Raw genomic sequence first — 26,287 nt, 5'->3', positions numbered from 1 at the left:
CAAGAACCAGGGCCTCGGCGGAGCCTTCTTCTGGGAGTTCAGCGGTGACACCACCAACGGCGAGCTGGTCTCCGCGATCAACGGCGGCCTGAGCTAACGGTCACCGGCACGAAGAAGCGGGGGACGGTGCAGCACACCGTCCCCCGCTTCCGTGCGGACGGGACCGTCCTACGCGACGTTCACCCGCTGGCCCGGAGGCGCCGCCTCCAGCCAGGCCATGAAGCCCGTCCGGGCGTCCTCGCTCATCGCGAGCTCCAGCCGGACGCCGTTGTACATGCAGGGCTGGATCACCGAGTCCGAGAGCAGCGCCAGCTCCTCCTCGCCCTCCGGCATCCGGCGCTCCAGGGCCACGATGGCCGAGCGCTCCAGGAAGCGGCGCGGCCGGGGCGCGTACGAGAAGACCCGGAACCAGGCGATCTCGTCACCGCTGTACCGGGCGACGCCGTACACCCAGCCCTTGCCGGAGAGGTCCGGCTCCTCCGGGACGTCCCAGCGCAGGGAACAGTCGAAGGTGCCGCCGGCCCGCTGGATCAGCCTGCGGCGCAAGCCGAAGACGAAGAGCCCGATCACCACCAGTGCGACGACCAGGCCGCACACGAACAGCGCGAGGAACATCTTCACCGACCTCCTCGCTGCGTCCCGTGACCGGCGCCGCCGGCCTCACCGAATACAACCTGCATCTGCATCGCCTCAGCCGCGGCACGGTCTGGAACATTCCAGCCGTGCCGCGGCTGAGGGCACTACTCTTCGGTCGCGGGTCCGCTAGCGGACCGCTACCGCGCGCAGCCGGACCTCGGCGCGACGCTCGGCGGCGCCGTCCTCGTCCGACTTGGCACGCTCCAGCGCGCGCTCGGCACGCTGGGCGTCGATCTCGTCCGCCAGCTCGGCGATCTCCGCGAGGAGCGACAGCTTGTCGTCCGCGAAGGAGATGAAACCGCCGTGGACGGCGGCCACGACGGTGGCGCCCTCGCTCGTACGGATGGTCACCGGGCCCGACTCCAGCACACCGAGCAGCGGCTGGTGACCGGGCATGACGCCGATGTCGCCGGAGGTGGTACGCGCGATGACCAGGGTGGCCTCGCCGGACCAGACACTCCGGTCCGCGGCGACCAGCTCGACGTGCAGCTCAGCAGCCAAGGGTGGGCTCCTCGGGTCACGACCCGACAGTGCTGCCGGGTGTTGGGATCAATTCTACGGGGCGTGGAGAGGGGGACGGGAACGGCTCCCGCCCCCTCTCGGGCGAGCACGGGGCTCAGGAGACGCCGAGCTCCTTGGCGTTGTTCTTGAGGTCCTCAAGACCACCGCACATGAAGAACGCCTGCTCCGGGAAGTGGTCGAACTCGCCGTCGCAGATCGCGTTGAACGCGGTGATCGACTCGTCGAGCGGGACGTCCGAACCGTCCACACCGGTGAACTGCTTGGCGGCGTGGGTGTTCTGCGACAGGAAGCGCTCGACACGACGCGCACGGTGCACGACGAGCTTGTCCTCCTCGCTGAGCTCGTCGATACCGAGGATCGCGATGATGTCCTGGAGGTCCTTGTACTTCTGCAGGATGCCCTTGACGCGCATGGCGGCGTCGTAGTGGTCCTGCGCGATGTAGCGCGGGTCCAGGATCCGGGACGTGGAGTCCAGCGGGTCCACGGCCGGGTAGATGCCCTTCTCGGAGATCGGACGGGAGAGAACCGTCGTCGCGTCGAGGTGGGCGAAGGTGGTCGCCGGCGCCGGGTCGGTGAGGTCGTCGGCGGGGACGTAGATCGCCTGCATCGAGGTGATCGAGTGACCACGGGTCGAGGTGATGCGCTCCTGGAGGAGACCCATCTCGTCGGCCAGGTTCGGCTGGTAACCCACCGCGGAGGGCATACGGCCGAGCAGGGTCGACACCTCGGAACCGGCCTGGGTGAAGCGGAAGATGTTGTCGATGAAGAACAGCACGTCCTGCTTCTGCACATCGCGGAAGTACTCCGCCATGGTCAGACCGGCGAGGGCCACACGGAGACGGGTGCCCGGGGGCTCGTCCATCTGGCCGAAGACCAGGGCGGTCTTGTCCAGAACGCCGGACTCTTCCATTTCCGCGATGAGGTCGTTGCCCTCACGGGTGCGCTCGCCGACGCCGGCGAAGACGGAAACGCCCTCGTGCAGCTTGGCCACACGCATGATCATTTCCTGGATCAGAACGGTCTTGCCGACACCGGCACCACCGAACAGACCGATCTTTCCACCCTTGACGTACGGGGTGAGAAGGTCGACGACCTTCAGGCCGGTCTCGAACATCTCGGTCTTCGACTCGAGGTCCGCGAACGCCGGGGCCTTGCGGTGGATGGACCAGCGCTCGCCGACCTCCGACTCCGCCTCGGGCTCGTTCAGGATCTGGCCCAGCGTGTTGAACACGCGACCCTTGGTGACGTCGCCGACGGGCACCGTGATGCCGTCGCCGGTGTCGACCACGGGGGCCTGGCGGACCAGGCCGTCGGTGGGCTGCATCGAGATGGTGCGGACGACGCCGTCACCCAGGTGCTGCGCGACCTCGAGGGTCAGCGTCTTGAGCGCGCCCTCCTCGGCCGGGTCGGCGACCTGGACGTGCAGGGCGTTGTAGATCTCCGGCATCGCGTCGACGGGGAACTCCACGTCGACGACCGGGCCGATGACCCGGGCGACGCGGCCCGTGGCGGCGGCCGTCTCAACAGTGGTCGTCATTACTTGTCACTCCCCGCGGTCGCGTCGGCCAGGGCTGCGGTGCCACCGACGATCTCGCTGATTTCCTGGGTGATTTCGGCCTGGCGGGCCGCGTTGGCAAGTCGGGAGAGGTTGTTGATCAAGTCTCCCGCGTTGTCGGTCGCCGACTTCATCGCGCGCCGCGTCGCGGCGTGCTTCGACGCCGACGACTGGAGCAGCGCGTTGTAGATCCGGCTCTCGACGTAGCGCGGCAGAAGGGCGTCCAGGACGTCCTCCGCCGACGGCTCGAAGTCGTACAGCGGACGGAGCGTGTCCGACTCGCCGGCCTCCTTCGCCACCTCGTCGAGGCTGAGGGGCAGCAGCCGGGCCTCGACCGCCGTCTGCGTCATCATCGAGACGAACTCGGTGTAGACGATGTGGAGCTCGTCCACACCACCCTCGGCCGTGGCCTTCTCGATCGCCTCGATCAGCGGCTCGCCGATCTTCTTGGCGTCCGCGTACGACGGCTCGTCCGTGAAGCCGGCCCACGTGCCGGCCAGCTTGCGCTCACGGAAGTTGAAGTGCGCGATGCCGCGGCGGCCGACGACGTAGACGTCGACCTCGCGACCCGCACCCTCCAGCCGCTTGATGAGCTGCTCCGCCGCCTTGATGGCGTTGGAGTTGAAGGCGCCGGCCAGACCGCGGTCGCTCGAGAGGAGCAGAACCGCGGCACGGGTCGGGTTCTCGGCCTCGGTCGTCAGCGGGTGCTTGTCGTTCGCACCCGTGGCCACCGCGGTCACCGCGCGGGTGAGCTCGGTGGCGTACGGGGTCGAGGACTGCACCTTGCGCTGAGCCTTGACCACGCGCGAGGCGGCGATCATCTCCATCGCCTTGGTGATCTTCTTCGTCGCGGTGACGGATTTGATGCGACGCTTGTAGACCCGGAGCTGCGCTCCCATGAGTCAGGTCCCTTCCGTCGTCACTTCGAGACGTTGACGGCGGCAGGGGCGTCCTCGCCGAGCAGCTTGCCGTCAGAGGTCTCGAACTGCTTCTTGAACTCCGCGATGGCGTCGGCGACGGACGTCAGGGTGTCGTCCGACATCTTCTTGCCCTCACGGATGGAGGTCATGAGACCCGAGTGGTTCTGGCGGAGGTACGCCAGGAGCTCGGCCTCGAAGCGACGAATGTCGGCGACCGGGACGTCGTCCATCTTGCCGGTGGTGCCGGCCCAGACGGAGACGACCTGGTTCTCGGTCGGCATCGGCTGGTACTGAGCCTGCTTGAGCAGCTCGACCATCCGCTGACCGCGCTCCAGCTGCGCCTTCGAGGCCGCGTCCAGGTCGGAACCGAAGGCCGCGAAGGCCTCCAGCTCACGGAACTGGGCGAGGTCCACGCGGAGGCGACCGGCGATCTGCTTCATGGCCGGGTGCTGGGCGGAGCCACCGACACGGGAGACCGAGATACCGACGTTCAGGGCCGGGCGCTGGCCGGCGTTGAACAGGTCGGACTCCAGGAAGCACTGGCCGTCGGTGATGGAGATGACGTTGGTCGGGATGAACGCCGAGACGTCGTTCGCCTTGGTCTCGACGATCGGCAGACCGGTCATCGAACCGGCACCGAGCTCGTCCGAGAGCTTGGCGCAGCGCTCGAGGAGACGCGAGTGCAGGTAGAAGACGTCACCCGGGTACGCCTCGCGGCCCGGCGGGCGGCGCAGCAGCAGGGACACGGCGCGGTAGGCGTCGGCCTGCTTCGACAGGTCGTCGAAGACGATGAGGACGTGCTTGCCCTCGTACATCCAGTGCTGACCGATGGCCGAGCCGGTGTACGGGGCGAGGTACTTGAAGCCGGCCGGGTCGGACGCGGGGGCGGCGACGATCGTCGTGTACTCGAGCGCGCCGGCCTCCTCCAGGGCGCCGCGCACGGACGCGATGGTGGAGCCCTTCTGGCCGACGGCGACGTAGATGCAGCGGACCTGCTTGTTCACGTCGCCCGAGCGCCAGTTGTCGCGCTGGTTGATGATCGTGTCGACGCACAGCGCGGTCTTGCCGGTCTGACGGTCGCCGATGACCAGCTGACGCTGGCCGCGGCCGACCGGGGTCATGGCGTCGACGGCCTTGTAGCCGGTCTCCATCGGCTCGTGCACCGACTTACGGGCCATGACGCCCGGGGCCTGCAGCTCGAGGGCGCGGCGGCCCTCGGTCGCGATCTCGCCGAGACCGTCGATCGGGTTGCCGAGCGGGTCGACGACGCGACCCAGGTATCCCTCACCGACGCCGACGGAGAGGACCTCGCCGGTGCGCTGCACCGACTGCCCCTCCTCGATGCCGCTGAACTCACCGAGAACGATCGCACCGATCTCGCGCTCTTCGAGGTTCAGCGCGAGACCGAGGGTGCCGTCCTCGAACTTCAGCAGCTCGTTCGCCATGGCCGAGGGAAGACCCTCGACCTTCGCGATGCCGTCACCGGCCAGGCTGACCGTGCCGACCTCCTCGCGCGAGGCCGCGTCCGGCTGGTACGACTGGACGAAGGTCTCCAGTGCGTCCCGGATCTCCTCCGGCCGGATCGTGAGCTCCGCCATCTGGGTTCCCTGCTCTCCTTGTTGGGCCCGAAGTTTCTTAAGGGGTCTGGGGGCCGACCCCCAGGAATCTTCTGCAATCTCTGCACGGCCCAACCGGGCCGCTGTGATGCGTGTTGTGTTGCCGGCGGCCGAAGCCGTCAGCCGGCCAGCCGCCGCTTCGCCTCGCCGAGGCGCTCGGAGACCGTGCCGTCGATGACCTCGTCGCCGACCCGCACCGAGATCCCGCCGAGGACCGCGGGGTCCACGTCCAGGTTCAGGTGCATCGCGCGGCCGTACAGCTTCGCCAGTACGGCGCCGAGGCGCTGCTTCTGCTGGTCGGACAGCGGCACCGCCGAGGTGACGACGGCGACCATCCGGTCCCGGCGCGCCGCGGCGAGCTTGGACAGGGACTCGAGTCCCGCTTCCAGGCTACGTCCCCGGGGCTGGGTCACCAGACGGACGACCAGGCGCTCGGTGGTGGCGTGGGCCTTGCCGCCGAGCAGGCTGCGGAGCAGCTCGCCCTTCGCGGTGGCCTTCGCGGTCTTGTCCGTCAGCGCCGAGCGGAGCTCGGGGCTGGAGGACACGATCCGGCCGAACCGGAACAGCTCGTCCTCGACGTCGTCGAGGGTTCCCGCCTTCTGGGCCGCGGTGAGGTCGGCGGTGTTCGCCAGCTCCTCGGCCGAGTCGACCAGGTCGCGCGAGCGCGACCAGCGGGACCGGACCATGCCGGACACCAGATCGACGGTCTCGCCGCCCACCTGACCGTTCAGGAGTCGCTGCGCGAGCTCGGCCTTGGCCTCACCCGACTGCGCGGGGTCGGTCAGGACACGGCGCAGCGACACCTCGCGGTCCAGCAGGACGGTGACTGCGGCCAGCTCGTCCGCCAGCTTCGTCGCGTCGACCGGGGTGTTGTCGGTCAGTGCGTCGAGGGACTCGCGGGCGGCGGCCAGTGCCTCACGGCTCGCTCCGTTCATCGGACGGCCTCAGCCTTCTCCTCGAGCTCGTCGAGGAAGCGGTCGATCGTGCGGCTCTGGCGGGCGGCGTCCTCGAGGGACTCGCCGACCAGCTTGCCGGCCAGGTCAGTGGCGAGCTTGCCGACGTCCTGACGCAGCGAGGTGGCCGCGGCCTTGCGGTCGGCCTCGATCTGCGAGTGGCCGGCGGCGATGATCTCCTCGCGCTGGCGCTGGCCCTCCGCCTTCATCTCCTGGATGATCGCGGTGCCCTGCTCCGTCGCCTCCTGGCGGAGACGCGCGGCCTCGTGGCGGGCCTCGGCAAGCTGTGCCTTGTACTGCTCCAGCACACTCTGAGCCTCGATCTGGGCCGACTCGGCCTTCTCGATGCCACCCTCGATGGCCTCGCGGCGCTCGCCCAGAACCTTGTTGATGTTCGGGAGGAGCTTCTTGGCGAGGAAGCCGAAGACGATGACGAAGGCGATCAGGCCGATGACGAGCTCGTCAAGATGCGGGAGGAGGGGGGGCTGGGGCTCCCCCTCGGCCGCAAGAAGCAGAGCGTTCACATCAGTGCCTTCCGTAAATGTGGCTGTCGTCGAGAAGCAGGCTTAGTAGACGAAGCCCATGACGATGCCGATGAGGGCGAGCGCCTCACAGAAGGCGAAACCCATGATCTGGTTGGTACGGATCAGGCCGGCCGCCTCGGGCTGGCGGGCGAGGGCCTGGGTGCCGTTACCGAAGATGATGCCGACGCCGACGCCGGGGCCGATCGCGGCGAGGCCGTAACCGATGGCGGCGACGTTGCCTTCGACAGCAGCAAGGGTCTGGAGAGCGGACATGCCGGTTCTTCCTTCTCTTTCAAGGACCCGGTGGGGGTTGGCCACCGGAGACTGCGGGGTGGGTGGTGGAGCTGGTCCGTGACAGGGGGCTCAGTGGTGCTCGGAGAGCGCGCCCTGGACGTAGCTGCAGGCCAGGAGGACGAAGACGTACGCCTGGACGGCCTGGATGAAGAGCTCGAAGGCGGTCATGACCAGCACCATCACGAAGGACGTGCCGGCGTAGATGACGCCGATGCCGTTGAGCAGGTACCAGGAGGCCAGCGAGAACATCACGATCAGCAGGTGACCGGCGAACATGTTCGCGAACAGTCGGACCGCGTGCGTGAAGGGCCGGATGATCAGGTTCGAGAAGAACTCGAGGACGACGACCAGCGGCAGGATCGGGCCGAGGGACTTGTCCCAGCCGACGATGTTCTTCCAGCCGCCGACGAAGCCGTGCTTCTTGAAGGTCAGCGACACCCAGAGCACGTAGACGATCAGCGCGAGGGCCGCCGGGAAGGCGATCAGCGAGGTGACCGGGAACTGGGCCAGCGGGATGATCGACCAGAGGTTCATCATCCAGACGAGGAAGAACATGGAGACCATGAAGGGGACGTACTTCTCGCCGTCCTTCTTGCCGATGATCTCGTAGACGATGCCGCGGCGCACGAAGTCGTAGCCGGCCTCGCCGATCATCTGCATCTTGCCGGGGACCAGCTTCGGCTTGCGGAAGGCCGCCCAGAAGAAACCGACCACCACGACGGAGCTCAGGACCGCGAGCAGCATGGGCTTGGTCAGCTCGAAGCTGCCCCACGTCGCGATCGGCTCGTAGATGAACGTGTGCAGGCCCGGAGCCGGGAAGCCGCATCCGGTGAAGATGTGGCAATCCGGGTCGAAGGCAAGCGTCTGGTCAGCACTCACCGCGGGCTCCTTCAGCGTGGCGCATAGGTACGGCAACCTCGTTGTGTCGGCGCGGCGCACAGCCGCGGGTCGGCACTGGACTGGTCTTACGGATAAGGGGGCGGCGGGTAGGCATCGAGCCTCGCGCTGGGACAGGCGCCGCTTCGGATGCCCGCGCCCGCAATGCCGCAGTTGGCACCGGACGATAGCAGGAAGCCGAACAGCTCTTTATCCCGGCCCTACCCTTCACGACTTCGAACCCGTTTTCTCGGGCTCGACGTACGCGATCTTGGCCTTCATGTAGGCACGGGCCTGCGCCGCGACCCACACCACGGTCGCCGCGAGCAGCGTGAAGGCGAAGGCCTTGAAGTCGAACACCGTGGTGCCCTTCAGCAAGGCCAGGAAGACGAACAGAACCAGCAGCTGGGTCGTGTAGAGCAAGAGCCCCATGGCCTGGAACAGCTGCGGAAGTTTCTTCGCCGTCCGCTGCAGCACCAGCATCCCGATGCCCATGAAGAGGAGGACGACCAGGGTGCCGAGGACGGCGCCGATAGCGCCCTTCCCGCCGGCGACGATGCCGCTGATCACCGTGGCGATGGCGCCGACGGCGGCAGTGGGTACGACGGCCGAGAGAAGGAGGCGTGCGTCGCTGGAAGGCATGGCGGTGTCTCCGCTTTTGATGGAGGGGGCGATGGTGTCGTCAGGGACGAGCGTAAGCCCGGTCCGAGGTGGGTCTCGGGGCCAACAGACCGTCGCACTACGGTCTTTCGGCACTGTCGCCGGGTCTCGTGAACCGTATCACAAACTATTTGAATAGGTCTTTACTCATGGGGTGTGCCAACTGTCACACATGAGGGTTACAACGCGCGGTTGTGCGCGACAGCGGGGCACCTTGTCTGGTATTGGGCCCCGCTGAGGCTTTCGTCAGCCGTCAGTGACGCGACGTCAACTCCGCGTCCCGGCCTTCCTCCGGTCGGAGAAGCGCGAACGGTGACCGATGGCCGTCGACCCGTGCAGCCCGGCCGGCACCGGCACCCGCTCGTCCTCCGCGACCTCGTGCTCCGGCTCCGGCTCCAAGACCGCCCGGCGGCGCCGGTAGCGCGGCGGAACGACAGCCTCCGCCCAGCGGGGCGCCCGCGGCGAGAAGCGCGGCAGCAGGAGCAGCACCAGACCGAGGGCGCTCAGCACGGTGATGGCCAGCACGATCCACATGGACGTCGAGTGCACCGAGTACGCGAGCGTGCCGAAGGCGATCAGCGCCGACCAGAAGTACATGATCAGCACGGCCCGGCTGTGCGAGTGGCCGATCTCCAGGAGCCGGTGGTGCAGGTGGCCGCGGTCGGCGGCGAAGGGCGACTGGCCCTTCCAGGTGCGCCGCACGATCGCCAGCACCAGGTCGGTCATCGGGATCGCGATGATGGTCAGCGGCAGGATCAGCGGGATGAAGACGGGCAGGGCCGCGTGGGTCGCCTGCCGGGTCGAGCCCTCGAAGATCTTCAGGGTGTCCGGGTCCACCTGGCCGGTGATCGAGATCGCGGAGGCGGCCAGGATCAGGCCGATCAGCATCGAGCCGGAGTCGCCCATGAAGATCCGCGCCGGATGCATGTTGTGCGGCAGGAAGCCCAGGCACATGCCCATGAGGATCGCGGCGAAGAGGGTCGCCGGGGCCGCCGCCTCGATCGTGTAGCCGTACCAGAGGCGGTACGCGTACAGGAAGAAGGCGCCGGTGGCGATGCAGACCATGCCGGCGGCGAGACCGTCGAGACCGTCGACGAAGTTGACCGCGTTGATCGTGAGGACGACCAGGGCGACCGTCAGCAGGGTGCCCTGCCACTGGGTCAGCGCGACCGTGCCGACGCCCGGGATCGGCAGCCACAGGATCGTCAGGCCCTGCGCCACCATCACGCCGGCCGAGATCATCTGCGCGCCCAGCTTGATCAGCGCGTCCAGCTCGAACTTGTCGTCCAGGACGCCGATCAGCCAGATCAGGGCGGCGCCGGAGAGCAGCGCGCGCGGCTCGTTCGACTGGTCGAAGACGCTGTTCAGGTTCTGGAGGTGGTCGGCGACGAGCAGGCCCGCGCAGAGTCCGAAGAACATGGCGATGCCACCGAGCCGCGGAGTCGGTTCTCGGTGCACGTCGCGCGCGCGGATCTCGGGCATCGCGCCGGTCGCGATGGCGAACTTCCGCACCGGACCGGTCAGCAGATAGGTCACCGCGGCCGTGACACAGAGCGTCAGCAGGTAATCACGCACGGGCTGTCCCCACAGGAATCGCTGGCCATCTCAGCCCCACACCCTAGCCGTGCCATCCATGTGGTGGGAGACACCAGGGGGCGCGGAACGGTTGCGACCGCTTCCCGCTCACCGTCCATACGGGGGAAAACTGCTGGTCAGCTGCCGTACCTCGGCGCGTACCCGAGCCGTCTCCTCCGGTTCGTCGCGCAACGCGGCGGTGAACAGCGCGGCGATCCCGGCCATCTCCGGGGCGCCCATCCCCTGGGTGGTGACGGCTGCGGTGCCGAGCCGGATCCCCCGCCCGTCCCCGTAGGGCAGCGCGCAGGTGTCGAGGACCAGACCGGCGGCGGACAGCCGGGCCCGGGCGGTGCGCCCGTCGACGCCCAGCGGCGCGGGGTCGGCGGTGATGAGGTGGGTGTCGGTGCCGCCGGTGGTCAGCGCGAAGCCCTCGGCCGCGAGCGCGGCCGCGAGGACCCGCGCGTGTTCCACCACACGATGGGCGTACGCGGTGAAGGCCGGAGTGGACGCCTCCCCCAGGGCGACCGCCTTCGCCGCGATGGTGTGCATCTGGGCGCCGCCCTGGGTGAAGGGGAAGACCGCGCGGTCGACCCGCTCGGCCAGCTCCGCCCTGCACAGCAGCATCCCGCCGCGCGGACCGCGCAGCACCTTGTGGGTGGTGGCGCACACGACGTCCGCGTACGGGACCGGGTTCGGCGCCGCTCCCCCGGCGACGAGCCCGATGGGGTGGGCCGCGTCGGCGATGAGGTACGCCCCGACCTCGTCGGCGACGGCGCGGAAGAGCGCGTAGTCGGGGTGGCGGGGGTAGGAGATCGAGCCGCACACGATCGCCGTCGGCCGGTGGTGGCGGGCGAGCGCGGCGACCTGCTCGTAGTCGATGAGCCCGGTCTCGGCGTCGACGCCGTACGGGACGAAGTCGAACCAGCGGCCGGAGAAGTTGGCGGGCGAACCGTGCGTGAGGTGCCCGCCGTGCTCCAGGCCCATGGCGAGGACCGTGTCACCGGGCCTCAGAAGGGCCGCGTACGCCGCCAGGACGGCCGAGGAGCCCGAGTGGGGCTGGAGGTTGGCATGATCGGCTCCGAAGAGCGCGGTGGCCCGTTCCACGGCGATCCGCTCGGCCGCGTCGGCGTACTCGCAGCCGCCGTGGTGCCGGGCGCCCGGATACCCCTCGGCGTACTTGTTGGCCAGCGGCGACCCCAGCGTCGCCAGCACGGCCGGCGAGGTGAAGTTCTCCGCCGCGATGAGCTGGAGGGTCTCGGCCTGCCGCCGCGCCTCCCCCAGCAGCACGTCGGCGATCTGCGGATCCTGCCGCCGCAGGACGTCGAGGACCTCTTCCGGGGGCGCGCTGACCGACATGGCTGACTCCGAGCCTGGGGGACGTAGCACCAATGTAGGCGCGGCCTCCCCGGCGCGCCCCCGGAGCCGTACGCGCGCCCGGCAGCCCGCCGGCGCCGCGTCGGGGGGTCCGTCAGTGCCGCGTCGGGACGCCCGTCAGGGCCGTGACGACCGGGTCCAGGGCTTCCTGGATCTCGTCGCCGATGGAGCGGAAGACGGTGATGGGGGCGCCGTAGGGGTCGTTGACCTCGTCGGCTTCGGCGGAGGGGGCGAGGAGCCACCCGCGTAGAGCGGCGGCCGCGCGGACCAGGGCGCGCGCGCGTTCGACCACGCCGTCGCGGGGGTCCGGGAGGGTGGCGGGGTCGATGGCGCGGACCAGGCGGGTGAACTCCTTCAGGGTGAAGGTGCGCAGTCCGGCCGAGTGGCCCATCGAGATGACCTGCGCGCGGTGGTCGCGGGTCGCGGTGAGGACGAGGTCGGCGCGGATGACGTGCTCGTCGAGGAGCTCGCGCCCGACGAAGCCGCTGTGGTCGGCGCCGAAGTCGGCGAGGACCAGCTCCGCGTTGGTCTCCATGGGGGCGCCCTCGTGGCCCCAGGTGCCGGCGCTCTCCACGATGAGGCCCCGGCCGAGCCCTTCGCCGAGGCGCTCGCCCAGGGCGTGGCGGGTCAGCCGCTCGGTGATGGGCGAGCGGCAGACGTTGCCGGTGCTGACGTGGAGGATGCGGAAGGTGCCGACGTGCTCGTACCCCGCTATGCCACGCCCCTCAGGGGCGGTCAACTGGCCACCTCGAGGTCGGGTACGACCTTGCGGAGCTCCTCCGGTGACAGCGCGCCCTCGCGCAGCAGCACCGGGACCTTGCCCGTGACGTCGACGATGGAGGAGGGGACGATGCCGGGCGTCGGACCGCCGTCGAGGTAGACGGAGACGGAGTCGCCGAGCATCTGCTGGGCGGCGTCGCAGTCCTCCGGCGCGGGGTGCCCGGTGAGGTTGGCCGAGGAGACGGCCATCGGGCCGACCTCGGTGAGCAGTTCGATGGCGACCGGGTGCAGCGGCATGCGGATGGTGACGGTGCCGCGGGTGTCGCCGAGGTCCCACTGGAGGGACGGCTGGTGACGGGCGACGAGGGTGAGCGGGCCCGGCCAGAAGGCGTCGACGAGCTCCCACGCCTGCTCGGAGAAGTCGGTGACGAGGCCGTGCAGGGTGTTCGGGGAGCCGATGAGGACGGGGGTGGGCATGCTGCGCCCCAGGCCCTTGGCGGCGAGCAGGTCCGCGACGGCCTCGCTGCCGAAGGCGTCCGCCCCGAGCCCGTACACGGTGTCGGTGGGGAGCACGACGAGCTCGCCGCGGCGCACGGCCGACGCGGCTTCGCGCAGGCCGGTCGCGCGGTCGGTCGCCTCGTTGCAGTCGTATCGGCGTGCCATCAGTCGCGCTCCTCCTCAGTCGTGGTGGTGCGGTGCCGGCTCACGGCATCGCCTTGCGGGCGGTCGCGAAGCGCGGCCGGTTGTTGAGGTCGGGGTGGTCGGCGGCGTCCGACCAGCCGGCCTCCTCGTTGAAGATCCACGGGACCTGGCCGCCCTGGGTGTCCGCGTGCTCGATGACGACGAGGCCGCCGGGGCGCAGCAGCCGGTGGGCGGTGCGCTCGATGCCGCGGATGGTGTCGAGGCCGTCCTCGCCGGAGAAGAGCGCCATCTCGGGGTCGTGGTCGCGGGCCTCGGGCGCCACGTACTCCCACTCGGTGAGCGGGATGTAGGGCGGGTTGGAGATGACGAGGTCGACCTGGCCGTTGAGCTCCGGGAGCGCGGTGAGCGCGTCGCCCTGGTGGACGGTGACGCGGGAGCCCTCGGCGTTCTTGCGGGTCCAGACGAGGGCGTCGTCGGAGAGTTCGACGGCGTGGACGCGTGAGCGCGGCACCTCCTGGGCCATCGCGAGGGCGATGGCGCCGGAGCCGGTGCAGAGGTCGACGATCAGCGGCTCGACGACGTCCATCGCGCGGACGGCGTCTATGGCCCAGCCCACCACGGACTCGGTCTCCGGGCGGGGCACGAAGACGCCGGGGCCGACCTGGAGCTCCAGGTAGCGGAAGAACGCCCGGCCGGTGATGTGCTGGAGCGGTTCGCGCGCCTCGCGGCGGGCGATGGCCTCCCAGTAGCGGGCGTCGAAGTCGGCGTCCTTGACGTTGTGCAGCTCCCCCCGCTTGACGCCGTGCACGAACGCGGCGAGCTCCTCGGCGTCGAAACGCGGTGAGGGAACGCCGGCGTCGGCCAGCCGCTGGGTGGCCTGGGCCACCTCGGCAAGCAGCAGGTTCACGCTGGTCCTCCGTGGTGCGGGGTGGGGCGGGAGAGGTGCCTTACGCGGGTGCCGGAGCGCCGGTGCCGGGCGGCCGGCACCGGCGTCCCGGGCCGTCTCAGGTCGCGGCGAGCTTCGCCGCCGAGTCGGCGTCGACGCAGGCCTGGATGACGGCGTCGAGCTCGCCGTCGAGGACCTGGTCGAGGTTGTACGCCTTGAAGCCGACGCGGTGGTCGGAGAGGCGGTTCTCCGGGAAGTTGTACGTGCGGATCTTCTCGGAGCGGTCGACCGTGCGGACCTGGCTGCGGCGGGCGTCGGCGGCCTCGGCCTCGGCCTTCTCCTGGGCGGCGGCGAGGAGCCGGGAGCGCAGGATGCGCATCGCCTGCTCCTTGTTCTGGAGCTGGCTCTTCTCGTTCTGGCAGGAGGCGACGATGCCGGTCGGCAGGTGGGTGATGCGGACCGCGGAGTCGGTGGTGTTGACCGACTGGCCGCCGGGGCCGGAGGAGCGGTAGACGTCGATGCGCAGGTCGTTGGCGTGGATCTCGACGTCGACCTCCTCGGCCTCCGGGGTGACGAGCACGCCGGCGGCGGAGGTGTGGATGCGGCCCTGGGACTCGGTGGCGGGCACGCGCTGCACGCGGTGGACGCCGCCCTCGTACTTGAGGCGGGCCCAGACGCCCTGGCCGGGCTCGGTGGCGCCGTTGCCGCCCTTGGTCTTCACGGCGACCTGGACGTCCTTGTAGCCGCCGAGCTCGGACTCGGTGGCGTCGATGAGCTCGGTCTTCCAGCCGACGCGCTCGGCGTAGCGGAGGTACATGCGGAGCAGGTCCCCGGCGAACAGGGCGGACTCGTCGCCGCCGGCGCCGGCCTTGATCTCCAGGATGACGTCCTTGTCGTCGCTGGGGTCGCGCGGGATCAGCAGGAGGCGGAGCTTCTCGGTGAGCTCCTCGCGCTGCTTCTCCAGCTCCTTGACCTCGGCGGCGAAGTCGGGATCGTCGTGCGCGAACTCGCGCGCGGTCTCGATGTCGTCCCCGGTCTGCTTCCAGGAGCGGTACGTGCCGACGATCGGGGTCAGCTCGGCGTAGCGCTTGTTCAGCTTGCGCGCGTTGGCCTGGTCGGCGTGGACCGACGGATCCGCGAGCTTCTTCTCGAGGTCGGCGTGCTCGCCGACCAGTTCCTCGACGGCCTCGAACATCTTCGGGCTCCTGGTTTCGTGGGTGCTACGGGGACGCCAAAGCGCCGGTCCCGGCCGCCCCGCGCGGGGGCGGCCGATGACCGGCGCGGGGGCTCGCTACTTGTTGGCGGAGCCGGCGGCCTTGCCGAAGCGGGCCTCGAAGCGGGCCACGCGGCCGCCGGTGTCGAGGATCTTCTGCTTGCCCGTGTAGAACGGGTGGCACTCGGAGCAGACCTCGGCACGGATGGTGCCCTCGGTCAGGGTGCTGCGGGTGGTGAACGACGCGCCACAGGTGCAGCTGACCTGGGTCTCGACGTACTCGGGGTGGATCTCGCGCTTCAAGGTGTCTCCTAGTTCCGGGAGGGCGCCGGGTCGTCGCCGCGGGTTGCGGCGGACGTGAACCGGGGCCGACGTACCAGTCTGCCAGGACTGGCCGCATCTCCCCAAACCGGGGTGGGACCGCCGGTATTCCCCCGGGCCCCGCCGGGGGTCCCGGGGCTACTTCACGACGCCGTCGGCCTGGCCGGTGGCGGTGTCCTCGGTGGCGGCGGCGGGGATCGGCAGGTCGCGCTCCAGGGCGCTCCAGACCTGCCGGGCCTTCTCCTCGACGGGGACGACCCGGTTGGGGTCCCGGGGGTCGTACTGGACGGGGAGTGTCACCATGTGGACGTTCTGCGCCTGGATGCCGGTGAGGCCCTGGGCGAAGCCCATCAGCTCCTGCACGGAGTCGAGCTCGGAGTCCGGGGTGATGGCCTTGGTGGCGGCGTCCGCGAGGTCGAGGAGCTTCTTCGGGTTGGTGCCGACGCCGACGTCCTTGATCTGCTCGATGAAGGCCTTCATGAAGGCCTGCTGGAGCTGGATGCGGCCGAGGTCGCTGCCGTCGCCGACGCTCTTGCGGGTGCGGACCAGGCCGAGGGACTGCTCGCCGTCGAGGGTGTGGGTGCCGGGCTCCAGGTCGAGGTGGCTCTTGGGGTCCTTGATGGCCCGGGTAGTGGTGATCTCGACGCCGCCGAGGGTGTCGATGAGCTTCTTGAAGCCGGTGAAGTCGACCTCGACGTAGTGGTCCATGCGGATGCCGGACATGGCCTCGACGGTCTTGACGGCGCAGGCGGGGCCGCCGACCTCGTACGCGGTGTTGAACATGGCGCGGGTCTCGCCGGGCGTCTCGGCGCCCTGGCCGTCGGTGCAGGCGGGGCGGTCGACGAGGGTGTCGCGCGGGATGGAGACGACGCTCGCCTTCTTGTGGCCCTCGTAGACGTGCAGGACCATCGCGGTGTCGGAGCGGGCTCCGCCCTCGTCCTTGCCGTAGGCGCCGTTGTCGCCGGAGCGGGAGTCGGAGCCGAGGACGAGGATGTCCATCGAGCCGTTGTCGATGTTCTTGGGGCGGTCGGTGCCCAGCTGGGCGTTGATGTCGACGCCCTGGATGTTGCCGTCGAGCTTGAGGTACACGTAGCCGAGTCCGGCGCCGGCCAGGACGAGCACGGCGGTGGCGCCGGACACGGCTATGGCGACGCGGCGCCGGCGCTTGGCGGGCGGTTTTCGGCGGCGTCCGGTGGCGCCCGCGCGTGCGCGCCCGCTGCTGGTCTGCTCGGTCATCGTCTTCCCTCGGGCCTATGGTTCACCTTTTGTGACGGCGAAGCACCCGAAAGGGTTGCATAGGGACCTGTGAGGTTTCGGTGAGCGAGCTGCCGACAACGCACCGTGCCCGCCACTCGGGAGTGGCGGGCACGGTGTTTGCGCAGGTCACGAACGGATCACGGCTCCGAGGCCGTCACCCGCCGTGTGACGAGGGTCTCCCCGCGTCACCGACGACGTCAGTCGTTGTTGCCGCCTCCCGGCGTCGTCTTCTGGATCTGCAGCAGGAACTCGGCGTTCGACTTCGTCTGCTTGAGCTTGTCCAGGAGCAGCTCGATGGCCTGCTGCTGGTCGAGCGCGTGCAGCACGCGACGGAGCTTCCAGGTGATGGCGAGCTCGTCGCTGCCGAGGAGGATCTCCTCCTTGCGGGTGCCCGAGGCGTCGACGTCGACGGCCGGGAAGATCCGCTTGTCGGCGAGCTTCCGGTCGAGCTTGAGCTCCATGTTGCCGGTGCCCTTGAACTCCTCGAAGATCACCTCGTCCATGCGCGAGCCGGTGTCGACCAGCGCGGTGGCCAGGATGGTCAGCGAGCCGCCGTCCTCGATGTTGCGCGCGGCACCGAAGAAGCGCTTCGGCGGGTAGAGCGCGGTCGAGTCGACACCACCGGACAGGATGCGGCCGGAGGCGGGCGCCGCGAGGTTGTACGCGCGGCCCAGGCGGGTGATGGAGTCCAGCAGGACGACCACGTCGTGACCCAGCTCGACGAGGCGCTTGGCGCGCTCGATGGCCAGCTCGGCGACGGTGGTGTGGTCCTCGGCCGGGCGGTCGAAGGTCGAGGAGATGACCTCGCCCTTCACCGACCGCTGCATGTCGGTGACCTCTTCCGGACGCTCGTCGACCAGGACGACCATCAGGTGGCACTCGGGGTTGTTGTGGGTGATCGCGTTGGCGATCGCCTGCATGATCATGGTCTTGCCGGTCTTCGGCGGGGCCACGATCAGACCGCGCTGGCCCTTGCCGATCGGCGACACGAGGTCGATGATCCGCGTGGTCAGCACGCCCGGGTCGGACTCCAGACGGAGCCGGTCCTGGGGGTAGAGCGGGGTCAGCTTGTTGAACTCGGGGCGGCCGCGGCCGGAGTCCGGCGCCATGCCGTTGGTCGAGTCGAGGCGGACCAGCGCGTTGAACTTCTCGCGGCGCTCGCCCTCCTTCGGCTGGCGGACCGCGCCGGTGAGGTGGTCGCCCTTGCGCAGACCGCTCTTGCGGACCTGGGCGAGGGAGACGTACACGTCGTTCGGACCGGGCAGGTAGCCGGAGGTCCGGATGAACGCGTAGTTGTCGAGGATGTCGAGGATGCCCGCGACGGGGATCAGGACGTCGTCGTCGGAGACCTGCGGCTCGCCGGCGGCGGCGAACTCGTCACGCCCGCGACGGCCGCGACGGTCGCGGTAGCGCCCGCGACGGCCGCGACGGCCACCGTCGAAGTCGTCGTCGTCCTGCGGACCGCCTTGCGGACCCTGACCCTGGCCCTGGCCCTGCTGCTGGCCCTGACCCTGGCCCTGGCCCTGGCGCTGCTGGTCCTTGCGCTGACCGCCGCCCTGCTGCTGGTCGTCGCCCTTGCCGCGCTCGCGCTGGCGGTCGCGACGGTCACGGCGGTCCCGGCGGGTGCGGCCCTCGGCGCCGTCCACGGCGGCCTCGGCCTTGTCGCCCTGCGGCTCGCCCTTGACCTCGGTACGGGTCTCGGCCTTGACGGCCTGCGCGCCCTCGGCGCCCTCCGGCGAACCGGCGGGGGCGGTGGCGCGGCGGCGGCGGCGCTCGCCGGCCGGCTGCTCGTCGCCCTGCTCGGCGGCGGGCGACTTCGACGGCTGGCCCGGGATGTCGATCTGCTGCTGGGCGGGGGCCTGCTCGGCCTTCTCCGCCTTCGGCTCGGCGGCCTCGGCGGACTCGCCCGTACGGGCCTTGGAGGTGGCGCGGCGCTTCGGCTTGGTCTCGGCGGCCTCGGCCTTGGCGGGGGCGGGGGCGGCGGAACCGCCACCGGCCTGCGCCTCCTTGATGACCTCGATCAGCTGGCTCTTGCGCATCCGCGCGGTGCCCCTGATGCCGAGGCCGGACGCGACCTGCTGCAGCTCGGCCAGGACCATGCCCTCGAGGCCGGTGCCGGAGCGGCGGCGCCGTGCGGTGCCGCCACTGGCAGCACCTGCGGCGGGCGCGGCGGCGTCGACAGTGCTGTCGGCAGTCACGCCCATCAGATCGGTGGTGTCGCTCACGAAGGGTCCTTCCCTGGAGCGGACGTCGGCCCTGTGGCTCGGCGACCGGTTGTGCTGTCCGGCAGCGGTCCTGGTTGGTGGACCGTGTCCGGGGCGGTGGTCCCGCCGGGATGCGGCGAGAGGAGAGAAAAACGTGCTGTGGGTCCGGCCCGAGCGCCCCCTGCTCGGCCCTCGCGTGCGATGAGCGAGGGGTGTCGTGCCGGTTCCGGAGCGTGCTCGAAACTGCTCAGGCAGGCTGCTCAGGCAGTTGGGGAGGCTCCCGGAAGAATGTGTGGTCCCTGAGGGGACACTCCGCACCGCTCCACAAAGAGGTCGGGTGCAGACTTGAGGTTAACACTACCGGCTCCAACAAACATTCCCCCTCTCACTCACCGGCAATCGCGTGTCCAGGACGCTGCCCGGCGTCCCGTACGGCGTCCGCCGCCGCGCCGTCAGGGCGCCAGCGGCAGCACGCTCGCTCCGTGCGCGTCGAGGTCGAGCCGGTTGGCGGCCCAGCCCTCGCCCGCGAGCAGGGCGACCTTGTCGGCCGTCCCGTTGTCGGCCAGCGCGAGGACCGTGGGGCCCGCGCCGGAGATGACCGCGGGCACGCCGTCGGCCCGCAGCCGGTTCACGAGGGCGAGGCTCTCCGGCATCGCGGGGGCCCGGTACTCCTGGTGCAGCCGGTCCTCGGTGGCCGCGAGCAGCAGCTCGGGGCGACGGGTCAGGGCCTCGACGAGGAGGGCGGCGCGCCCGGCGTTGGCCGCGGCGTCCACGTGCGGGACGGTGCGCGGCAGCAGGCCGCGGGCGGTCTCGGTCAGCACCGGCTTCCCGGGGACGAAGACCACCGGAACGATGGAGTCCGAGGGATCCATCCGGATCGCCCGCGCGGCGCCGGCCTCGGTCCACGCGAGGGTGAAGCCGCCGAGCAGACAGGCGGCGACGTTGTCGGGGTGGCCCTCGATCTCGGTGGCCAGCTCCAGCAGGGCGGCCTCGTCGAGCTTGGCGTCCCCGCCTATGGTCACGGCGCGGGCGGCGACGATGCCGGCGCAGATGGCGGCGGAGGAGGAGCCGAGGCCGCGGCCGTGCGGGATGCGGTTGGCGCAGACGACCTCGAGGCCGCGCGGCTGCCCGCCGAGCAGGTCGAAGGCCGTGCGCAGGGAGCGTACGAGCAGGTGGCGCTCGTCGCGCGGGAGCGTCTCGGCGCCCTCTCCGGCGATGTCGACGTGCAGTCCGGAGTCGGCGACCCGGACGACCACGTCGTCGTAGAGGCCCAGCGACAGGCCGAAGGCGTCGAAGCCCGGGCCGAGGTTGGCGCTGGTGGCGGGGACGCGCACCCGTACGGCGGCGGCGCGGAACGCGGGACCGGCCATCGCTCGATGACTCTCCTTGACTGCGGCGACGTGGTGTTCAAGAGAAGTGCTGGGGAACCCGGAGTACCGTTTCGGCCGCTTCGGTCGCGGGGAGGCGACAACGGCAACGACACCACGCATATGCGTCGGGGCGGGTTCGGTACAGCCTATCGAAGGAAGGTTCTGTGGCGACATAGGGCGCACGGGAGGCGCACGATGCGTGTCGCGAGCCAACCTGTGCGCCTATGTACGTTCCTGATCGGGTTTCGACCAGGGCCCTCACCCCGGCGGGGGAACTTTCCGCTCGTTCCCGAGCATCCGTTCCCCCGTCCGGGGCATCGGGATCAGGCCAGTCCGAGCCGCTCCGCGGCGGTCGCGGCGTCCACCGGGACGGTGACCGGCTGCGGGGCGCCGGCGACGGCCCAGTCGGGGTCCTTCAGACCGTTTCCGGTCACGGTGCAGACGATCCGCTGGCCCGGGTCGACCTTGCCCTGCTCGGCGGCCTTCAGCAGACCGGCGACCGAGGCGGCCGAGGCGGGCTCCACGAAGACGCCCTCCTGCGCGGCCAACAGGCGGTAGGCGCGCAGGATCTCACGGTCCGTCACCTCGTCGATGAAGCCGCCCGACTCGTCGCGCGCGGCGATCGCGTACTCCCAGGAGGCCGGGTTGCCGATGCGGATCGCGGTCGCGATGGTCGACGGGTCCTTGACGACCTCGCCGCGCACCAGCGGGGCGGAACCGGACGCCTGGAAGCCCCACATGCGGGGGCGGTGGGTGGCGAGGCCGTCCTCGGCGTACTCGCGGTACCCCTTCCAGTACGCGGTGATGTTGCCCGCGTTGCCCACCGGGAGGACGTGGATGTCGGGGGCGTCGCCCAGCATGTCCACGATCTCGAACGCGGCGGTCTTCTGGCCCTCGATGCGGACCGGGTTGACCGAATTGACCAGCGCCACCGGGTAGTTCTCCGAGAGGCTGCGGGCCAGCGTCAGGCAGTCGTCGAAGTTTCCGTCGACCTGGAGGATCTTCGCGCCGTGCACGAGGGCCTGGCCCATCTTGCCGAGCGCGATCTTGCCCTGCGGCACCAGCACCGCGGAGACCATCCCGGCCCGCACCGCGTACGCGGCGGCGGAGGCGGAGGTGTTGCCGGTGGAGGCGCAGATGACCGCCTTCGCGCCCTCCTCCTTGGCCCGGGTGATGGCCATGGTCATGCCCCGGTCCTTGAAGGAGCCGGTGGGGTTGGCGCCCTCGACCTTGAGGTGCACCTCGCAGCCCGTGCGCTCGGAGAGGACCTGAGCGGGAACGAGCGGCGTGCCGCCCTCACGGAGCGTGACGACCGGCGTCGTGTCCGTGACCGGAAGGCGGTCCCGGTACTCCTCGATGATGCCGCGCCACTGGTGGGTGCCCTGGTTGGTCATGGGTCCTTACTCCCCTTCAACACGCATGATGCTGGCGACACCGCGCACGGTGTCGAGCTTGCGCAGCGCCTCGACGGTCCCGGAGAGGGCGGCGTCGGGCGCGCGGTGGGTGACGACGACGAGGCTCGCCTCGCCGCCTCCGTCCTGTCGACCGTGCTGGCGCACAGTGTCGATCGATACGCCGTGCTCGGCGAAGACCGTCGCGACCTGGGCGAGGACGCCCGGCTTGTCGGCCACGTCGAGACTGATGTGGTACCGCGTCACCACGTCGCCCATGGGACTCACGGGCAGCTGGGTGTACGCGGACTCGCCGGGGCCCGTCGCCTCGTTGAGACGGTTGCGGCAGACGGCGACGACGTCGCCGAGGACGGCCGAGGCGGTCGGCGAACCGCCCGCGCCCGGACCGTAGAACATGAGCTGCCCGGCGGCCTCCGCCTCGACGAAGACCGCGTTGTACGCCTCGCGGACCGAAGCCAGCGGGTGGCTCAGCGGGATCATCGCCGGGTGCACGCGCGCGGTGACGGACTCGCCGTCGGCGGCCCGCTCGCAGATCGCGAGCAGCTTGATGGTGCAGCCCATCTGGCGGGCCGAGGCGAAGTCGGCGGCGGTGACCTCGGTCATGCCCTCGCGGTAGACGTCGTCCAGGCGCACGCGCGTGTGGAAGGCGATCCCGGCGAGGATGGCGGCCTTGGCGGCGGCGTCGAAGCCCTCGACGTCGGCGGTCGGGTCGGCCTCGGCGTACCCGAGCGCGGTGGCCTCGTCCAGGGCCTCCTGGTAGCCGGCGCCGGTCGAGTCCATCTTGTCGAGGATGAAGTTCGTGGTGCCGTTGACGATGCCCATCACGCGGTTGATCTTGTCGCCGGCGAGGGACTCGCGCAGCGGGCGGATCAGCGGGATGGCGCCGGCGACGGCGGCCTCGTAGTACAGGTCCTGCCCGTGCTGCTCGGCGGCGGCGTACAGGGTCGCGCCGTCCTGGGCGAGCAGCGCCTTGTTGGCGGAGACCACGGAGGCGCCGTGCTCGAAGGCGGTGGTGATGAGGGCCCGGGCCGGCTCGATCCCGCCGATGACCTCGACGACGACGTCGATGTCCCCGCGTTTGACCAGGGCGGTGGCGTCGGTGGTGATCAGCGCCGGGTCGATGCCGCCGCGGACCTTGTCGGGCCGGCGGACGGCCACGCCGGCGAGCTCGACCGGCGCGCCGATGCGCGCGGCGAGGTCGTCGGCGTGCGTCGTCATGATGCGCGCCACCTCGGAGCCGACAACTCCACAGCCCAGCAGCGCCACCTTCAGCGGACGCGTACGCATCATCCGACCTCGTTTCTCGTACTTCTGATTCGTATCTCTACGGTTCTGACGGGATGGGGACCAAGTCTCACTCACCGGACGGAGGTTTCAGCCGCCCGTCCGGATCCTGAGACATCTATTCCACCACCCGACTATTTCATCAGCCGACGTCGAGACGCAGGAGATCTTCCTCCGTCTCACGCCGGACGATGACCCTTGCTTCGCCGTCCCGGACCGCCACCACGGGCGGCCGGAGGGCGTGGTTGTAGTTGCTCGCCATGGAGCGGCAGTAGGCGCCGGTGGCGGGCACGGCGATCAGGTCGCCGGGCGCCAGGTCGGCCGGGAGGAAGGCGTCGCGGACGACGATGTCGCCGCTCTCGCAGTGCTTGCCGACGACCCGGGAGAGCATCGGCTCGGCGTCGCTGACGCGGGAGACCAGGCTGACGCTGTACTCGGCGTCGTACAGGGCGGTGCGGATGTTGTCCGACATGCCGCCGTCGACGCTCACGTACGTGCGCAGCCCGTCGAGCGGCTTGATGGTGCCGACCCGGTAGAGCGTGAAGGCCGTCGGCCCGACGATGGCGCGGCCGGGCTCGACCGAGATCCGGGGGGTGCGCAGCCCGGCGGCCTCGCACTCGCGCGTCACGATCTCGCCGAGCGCCTTGGCGATCTCGTACGGCTCGCGCGGGTCGTCCTCGGAGGTGTACGCGATGCCGAGGCCGCCGCCGAGGTCGATCTCGGGCAGTTCGACGCCGTGCTCGTCGCGCACCTCGGCGAGGAGCTGGACGACGCGCCGCGCGGACACCTCGAAGCCGGCCATGTCGAAGATCTGCGAGCCGATGTGCGAGTGGATGCCGATGAGCTCCAGGCCGTCCAGCCTCAGCGCCCGGCGCACGGCCTCGGCGGCCTGCCCGCCGGCCAGCGCGATGCCGAACTTCTGGTCCTCGTGGGCGGTGGCGATGAACTCGTGGGTGTGCGCCTCGACGCCGACCGTGACGCGGATCTGCACGCGCTGCCGCTTGCCGAGGGACTGGGCGACGTGGGCGACCCGGACGATCTCCTGGAAGGAGTCGAGGACGATCCGTCCGACGCCGACCTCGACGGCCCGCCGGATCTCCTCCTCGCTCTTGTTGTTGCCGTGGAAGGCGATCCGCTCGGCGGGCATCCCGGCGGACAGGGCGGTGGCCAGCTCGCCGCCGGAGCAGACGTCGAGGTTGAGGCCCTCCTCGTGCAGCCAGCGGACGATCGCGCGGGAGAGGAACGCCTTGCCGGCGTAGAAGACGTCGGCGTCGGCGCCGAAGGCCTCGGCCCAGGCGCGGCAGCGGGCGCGGAAGTCGGTCTCGTCGAGGAAGTAGGCGGGGGTCCCGAACTCCTCGGCGAGGTCGGTGACGCGCAGTCCGCCGATGGTCGCGATGCCCTGCTCGTCGCGCGCCACGGTCCGCGCCCACACCTTGGGGTCGAGCGTGTTCAGGTCGGCGGGCGGCGCGGTGTAGTGGCCCTCGGGGAGCACGTCGGCGTGGCGGGGGCCTGCGGGGTGGGCGGAACGGCTCATGTCTGGTCAGCTCTTTCAGATCCGGTCGGGTGCGCTGATGCCGAGCACGGAGAGGCCACCGGCGAGCACCGTCCCGGCGGCTTCGGCGAGCGCGAGCCGGGAGCGGTGGGCGGCCGAGGGTTTCTCGTCGCCGAGCGGCAGAACGGTGTGCTGGAAGCCGAGCAGCGCGTCGGCGACGGCTTCGAGGTGCCGCGCGACCCGGTCGGGGGCGCGGTGGCGGGCGGCGGCGAGGAGGACGTCGGGGTGGTCGCGGAGCAGCCCGAGGAGCGGGTCGTGGACCTCGGTCTCGTACGCGGGGGCGACGTGGAGCTGCCGGCCGTTGACGAGGAGCCGCCGGGCGCGGGAGTGGGCGTACTGGACGCGGAAGAGCGCGTTGCGCTCGTGCGGTACGAGGAGCGGGGGCCCGTCGAGGGGCCGGTCGTGCGGCGCGGCCCGCAGCAGCCGCCACCGGGCGGCGTCGGTGCCGAGCCGCTCGGTGTCGTACGCGCCGGGGTGGACGTGCGGCCGCTCGCCGCCGGCCTCGACGCGGACCTCGGCCCCCTGCCCGAGCAGCAGCCCGGTCAGACAGTCGACGACCACGCGGGCGCGTGCCTCGACCGGCGGCTCGAACCGCACGAGGTCCCCGGCCAGCCCGTCACCGCGCCCGTAGCCCGGTCCGGCGGTACGAACGGCCTCGACGAGCGCGGCGCCGCTGTCGCGCCGCAGGGTGAAGTTCAGGAACCCGGGCCCGGTGATGTCCACGGCGAGGATCCCCCGGGCCCCCTCCAGCCGCTCCTTCAGCACGGAGGCGACATCGAGTGCGGCCCGCCCCGCGGGCCGGGCCAGCGTGAGGGCGACACTGCTGGCGTACTCCCCCACGCCCCCCGGCCGGGCCTTCTCGACCTTCACGCGCGGAGGGACGTCGACCCGCAGCGCACCGTCGTCGACCGCACGGCGCACGGCGTGCTGCACGGTGAGGGAGAGGTCCGCGGGGGTCACGGTCCCAGCCTAGGGGAGGAGGGGGGTCGAAACGCGAACCGGTTTCGCCATCCGGGCACCCGCGGCGGCAGGGGCGGGGAAAGCGCAGGTGGGCCGGGGATCCCAGGTGAAGCGCGAGATGCTGAGGAAGCGCGCGCGGGACGGGACTCACCGCACGGGTCGGCCGGGGATCCCGGGGGGAACGCTAGATGCCGGGGAAGCGTGCGGGGGCTCACCGCCCCGGGCAGACGCTCCCGGCGGCTGGTCTGCCCGGGGAACCGTCCCCTGCGGACGGCTCCTCTCCCGCGTCGGGCCCGCCGGCCTGACGCCGCTGCCGGGGCTCCCGGTGCAGCAGCTGCCGGACGACCCGTACGAGCTCCGCCGGCTCGAAGGGCTTCGCGAGGAACGCGTCCGCCGCCTGAGCCCCCTCGCCCTCGCCGCAGGCACTGATGATCGCCACGGGCAGATGCCGCGTCCGCGGATCCTCCCGGAGCCGCTGAGCGGTCTTGATGCCGTCGAGCCGCGGCATGACGACGTCGAGGGTGACGACGTCGGGCCGCACGCGATGCACCACGTCCAGACACTCGGCACCATCGGCCGCGGTCACGACCTCGAACCCCTCGAGTTCGAGATTGACCCTGATCAACTGCCGGATGACCTTGTTGTCGTCGACAACGAGCACCCGCCCGGACACGCCTGACACGTGAACGAGAGTAGGCCGCCCCGAGGGGCTGCGTCCGGGTTTTGCCCACTTCCGACCCGTGCGAGCGAACACCCCCCTGGTGACGCCCCGGAAATACCTGTTCACAGGCACCCCGCGACAGCTGGTAAGGTTTCACCCGTCGCCGCCAAGCAGCGACGAAGCCCCCGTAGCTCAGGGGATAGAGCAACGGCCTCCGGAGCCGTGTGCGCAGGTTCGAATCCTGCCGGGGGCACTCCAGCTCGGACAGCGTGGTCAAGGCGCTGACCAGCGAGAGTGCCA

Annotated in this window: 25 protein-coding genes and 1 tRNA gene; 1 reads left to right on the top strand and 25 read right to left on the bottom strand. The window is 70.6% G+C overall.

Going from position 1 to position 26,287, the window contains the following annotated elements; all coding sequences use genetic code 11:
- Positions 1-168: 168 nt before the first annotated feature.
- The 25 genes from IE321_RS13425 to IE321_RS13305 form a co-directional block, all read right to left on the bottom strand.
- The gene (locus IE321_RS13425) at positions 169-615 is read right to left on the bottom strand and encodes a DUF2550 domain-containing protein (protein ID WP_043219714.1); all 447 of its coding nucleotides are present in this window, start codon (positions 613-615) and stop codon (positions 169-171) included.
- A 147-nt stretch (positions 616-762) separates the two neighbouring features.
- Positions 763-1,137, bottom strand: coding sequence for a F0F1 ATP synthase subunit epsilon (locus tag IE321_RS13420; RefSeq protein WP_043219713.1), 375 nt, complete (start codon positions 1,135-1,137; stop codon positions 763-765).
- 115 nt (positions 1,138-1,252) lie between these two features.
- A complete protein-coding gene (atpD, locus tag IE321_RS13415; protein ID WP_043219711.1) occupies positions 1,253-2,695 on the bottom strand; it encodes a F0F1 ATP synthase subunit beta in 1,443 nt (480 codons plus the stop codon).
- Complete coding sequence (locus IE321_RS13410; RefSeq protein ID WP_043219709.1) at positions 2,695-3,612, bottom strand: F0F1 ATP synthase subunit gamma; 918 nt, start codon at positions 3,610-3,612, stop codon at positions 2,695-2,697. Before IE321_RS13410 ends, atpD begins: the two co-directional genes overlap by 1 nt.
- A gap of 20 nt (positions 3,613-3,632) precedes the next feature.
- The gene (gene atpA, locus IE321_RS13405) at positions 3,633-5,231 is read right to left on the bottom strand and encodes a F0F1 ATP synthase subunit alpha (protein ID WP_043219706.1); all 1,599 of its coding nucleotides are present in this window, start codon (positions 5,229-5,231) and stop codon (positions 3,633-3,635) included.
- A gap of 137 nt (positions 5,232-5,368) precedes the next feature.
- Positions 5,369-6,184: a F0F1 ATP synthase subunit delta gene (locus tag IE321_RS13400; RefSeq protein ID WP_043219703.1), complete on the bottom strand. Its 816-nt coding sequence runs from the start codon at positions 6,182-6,184 to the stop codon at positions 5,369-5,371.
- Positions 6,181-6,726 (bottom strand): F0F1 ATP synthase subunit B, encoded by a 546-nt coding sequence (locus IE321_RS13395; RefSeq protein WP_043219700.1) that lies wholly within the window; start codon positions 6,724-6,726, stop codon positions 6,181-6,183. The genes IE321_RS13400 and IE321_RS13395 overlap by 4 nt, the downstream gene beginning before the upstream one ends.
- A 42-nt stretch (positions 6,727-6,768) precedes the next feature.
- Complete coding sequence (atpE, locus tag IE321_RS13390) at positions 6,769-6,999, bottom strand: ATP synthase F0 subunit C (protein ID WP_006346597.1); 231 nt, start codon at positions 6,997-6,999, stop codon at positions 6,769-6,771.
- A gap of 90 nt (positions 7,000-7,089) precedes the next feature.
- Positions 7,090-7,899: a F0F1 ATP synthase subunit A gene (gene atpB / locus IE321_RS13385; protein WP_043219694.1), complete on the bottom strand. Its 810-nt coding sequence runs from the start codon at positions 7,897-7,899 to the stop codon at positions 7,090-7,092.
- 225 nt (positions 7,900-8,124) lie between these two features.
- Entirely contained in the window at positions 8,125-8,538 is a 414-nt protein-coding gene (locus IE321_RS13380; RefSeq protein WP_043219692.1) for a Cg1360 family ATP-synthase-associated protein, read from the bottom strand.
- 285 nt (positions 8,539-8,823) lie between these two features.
- Entirely contained in the window at positions 8,824-10,131 is a 1,308-nt protein-coding gene (locus IE321_RS13375) for an MraY family glycosyltransferase (RefSeq protein ID WP_190223023.1), read from the bottom strand.
- A 108-nt stretch (positions 10,132-10,239) separates the two neighbouring features.
- A complete protein-coding gene (glyA, locus tag IE321_RS13370) occupies positions 10,240-11,487 on the bottom strand; it encodes a serine hydroxymethyltransferase (protein WP_043219689.1) in 1,248 nt (415 codons plus the stop codon).
- 112 nt (positions 11,488-11,599) lie between these two features.
- The gene (locus IE321_RS13365; protein ID WP_043219686.1) at positions 11,600-12,244 is read right to left on the bottom strand and encodes an arsenate reductase/protein-tyrosine-phosphatase family protein; all 645 of its coding nucleotides are present in this window, start codon (positions 12,242-12,244) and stop codon (positions 11,600-11,602) included.
- Positions 12,241-12,888, bottom strand: coding sequence for an L-threonylcarbamoyladenylate synthase (locus IE321_RS13360; protein WP_043219684.1), 648 nt, complete (start codon positions 12,886-12,888; stop codon positions 12,241-12,243). The genes IE321_RS13365 and IE321_RS13360 overlap by 4 nt, the downstream gene beginning before the upstream one ends.
- Before the next feature lie 40 nt (positions 12,889-12,928).
- Positions 12,929-13,774: a peptide chain release factor N(5)-glutamine methyltransferase gene (prmC, locus tag IE321_RS13355; protein ID WP_043219682.1), complete on the bottom strand. Its 846-nt coding sequence runs from the start codon at positions 13,772-13,774 to the stop codon at positions 12,929-12,931.
- A gap of 97 nt (positions 13,775-13,871) precedes the next feature.
- Positions 13,872-14,948, bottom strand: a complete 1,077-nt coding sequence (gene prfA / locus IE321_RS13350) for a peptide chain release factor 1 (RefSeq protein WP_043219681.1) — start codon at positions 14,946-14,948, stop codon at positions 13,872-13,874.
- Between the two features lie 96 nt (positions 14,949-15,044).
- The gene (rpmE, locus tag IE321_RS13345; RefSeq protein ID WP_043219680.1) at positions 15,045-15,269 is read right to left on the bottom strand and encodes a 50S ribosomal protein L31; all 225 of its coding nucleotides are present in this window, start codon (positions 15,267-15,269) and stop codon (positions 15,045-15,047) included.
- A gap of 156 nt (positions 15,270-15,425) precedes the next feature.
- Positions 15,426-16,523 (bottom strand): LCP family protein, encoded by a 1,098-nt coding sequence (locus IE321_RS13340; protein ID WP_190223022.1) that lies wholly within the window; start codon positions 16,521-16,523, stop codon positions 15,426-15,428.
- Between the two features lie 218 nt (positions 16,524-16,741).
- On the bottom strand, positions 16,742-18,769 hold the full coding sequence (gene rho / locus IE321_RS13335) for a transcription termination factor Rho (RefSeq protein WP_190223021.1): 2,028 nt from the start codon (positions 18,767-18,769) through the stop codon (positions 16,742-16,744).
- Positions 18,770-19,200: 431 nt separating this feature from the next.
- On the bottom strand, positions 19,201-20,118 hold the full coding sequence (gene thrB / locus IE321_RS13330) for a homoserine kinase (protein ID WP_043219676.1): 918 nt from the start codon (positions 20,116-20,118) through the stop codon (positions 19,201-19,203).
- Between the two features lie 323 nt (positions 20,119-20,441).
- Positions 20,442-21,512 (bottom strand): threonine synthase, encoded by a 1,071-nt coding sequence (gene thrC, locus IE321_RS13325; protein ID WP_043219674.1) that lies wholly within the window; start codon positions 21,510-21,512, stop codon positions 20,442-20,444.
- A 6-nt stretch (positions 21,513-21,518) separates the two neighbouring features.
- Positions 21,519-22,820 carry a homoserine dehydrogenase gene (locus IE321_RS13320; RefSeq protein ID WP_190223020.1) on the bottom strand — a complete coding sequence of 434 codons (1,302 nt, stop codon included), beginning with the start codon at positions 22,818-22,820 and terminating at the stop codon, positions 21,519-21,521.
- Positions 22,821-22,956: 136 nt separating this feature from the next.
- A complete protein-coding gene (gene lysA, locus IE321_RS13315) occupies positions 22,957-24,348 on the bottom strand; it encodes a diaminopimelate decarboxylase (RefSeq protein ID WP_043219672.1) in 1,392 nt (463 codons plus the stop codon).
- Between the two features lie 15 nt (positions 24,349-24,363).
- Positions 24,364-25,326: an ArgS-related anticodon-binding protein NrtL gene (nrtL, locus tag IE321_RS13310; RefSeq protein WP_190223019.1), complete on the bottom strand. Its 963-nt coding sequence runs from the start codon at positions 25,324-25,326 to the stop codon at positions 24,364-24,366.
- A 211-nt stretch (positions 25,327-25,537) separates the two neighbouring features.
- Positions 25,538-26,008, bottom strand: coding sequence for a response regulator (locus IE321_RS13305; protein WP_043219668.1), 471 nt, complete (start codon positions 26,006-26,008; stop codon positions 25,538-25,540).
- A 160-nt stretch (positions 26,009-26,168) separates the two neighbouring features.
- On the opposite strand from IE321_RS13305, the gene IE321_RS13300 reads away from it, so the two are divergent.
- A tRNA-Arg gene (locus tag IE321_RS13300) sits at positions 26,169-26,240 on the top strand.
- The last annotated feature ends 47 nt before the right edge of the window (positions 26,241-26,287 follow it).

Source organism: Streptomyces hydrogenans, assembly GCF_014656075.1.
GTDB lineage: Bacteria > Actinomycetota > Actinomycetes > Streptomycetales > Streptomycetaceae > Streptomyces > Streptomyces hydrogenans.
Note: the sequence above shows the minus strand (reverse complement) of the source record. Positions and strands in the feature narration are given on the sequence as shown.

What these genes read in the sequence shown, in the direction of transcription:
- lysA (WP_043219672.1), bottom strand. Translation starts at nt 24,348, where the DNA reads ATGAGCCGTTCCGCCCACCCCGCAGGCCCCCGCCACGCCGACGTGCTC.
- IE321_RS13425 (WP_043219714.1), bottom strand. Translation starts at nt 615, where the DNA reads ATGTTCCTCGCGCTGTTCGTGTGCGGCCTGGTCGTCGCACTGGTGGTG.
- atpA (WP_043219706.1), bottom strand. Translation starts at nt 5,231, where the DNA reads ATGGCGGAGCTCACGATCCGGCCGGAGGAGATCCGGGACGCACTGGAG.
- atpE (WP_006346597.1), bottom strand. Translation starts at nt 6,999, where the DNA reads ATGTCCGCTCTCCAGACCCTTGCTGCTGTCGAAGGCAACGTCGCCGCC.
- prfA (WP_043219681.1), bottom strand. Translation starts at nt 14,948, where the DNA reads ATGTTCGAGGCCGTCGAGGAACTGGTCGGCGAGCACGCCGACCTCGAG.
- IE321_RS13410 (WP_043219709.1), bottom strand. Translation starts at nt 3,612, where the DNA reads ATGGGAGCGCAGCTCCGGGTCTACAAGCGTCGCATCAAATCCGTCACC.
- thrB (WP_043219676.1), bottom strand. Translation starts at nt 20,118, where the DNA reads ATGGCCGGTCCCGCGTTCCGCGCCGCCGCCGTACGGGTGCGCGTCCCC.
- IE321_RS13380 (WP_043219692.1), bottom strand. Translation starts at nt 8,538, where the DNA reads ATGCCTTCCAGCGACGCACGCCTCCTTCTCTCGGCCGTCGTACCCACT.
- IE321_RS13320 (WP_190223020.1), bottom strand. Translation starts at nt 22,820, where the DNA reads ATGATGCGTACGCGTCCGCTGAAGGTGGCGCTGCTGGGCTGTGGAGTT.
- IE321_RS13340 (WP_190223022.1), bottom strand. Translation starts at nt 16,523, where the DNA reads ATGACCGAGCAGACCAGCAGCGGGCGCGCACGCGCGGGCGCCACCGGA.
- glyA (WP_043219689.1), bottom strand. Translation starts at nt 11,487, where the DNA reads ATGTCGGTCAGCGCGCCCCCGGAAGAGGTCCTCGACGTCCTGCGGCGG.
- IE321_RS13400 (WP_043219703.1), bottom strand. Translation starts at nt 6,184, where the DNA reads ATGAACGGAGCGAGCCGTGAGGCACTGGCCGCCGCCCGCGAGTCCCTC.
- IE321_RS13360 (WP_043219684.1), bottom strand. Translation starts at nt 12,888, where the DNA reads ATGGCACGCCGATACGACTGCAACGAGGCGACCGACCGCGCGACCGGC.
- thrC (WP_043219674.1), bottom strand. Translation starts at nt 21,512, where the DNA reads ATGACCAACCAGGGCACCCACCAGTGGCGCGGCATCATCGAGGAGTAC.
- atpD (WP_043219711.1), bottom strand. Translation starts at nt 2,695, where the DNA reads ATGACGACCACTGTTGAGACGGCCGCCGCCACGGGCCGCGTCGCCCGG.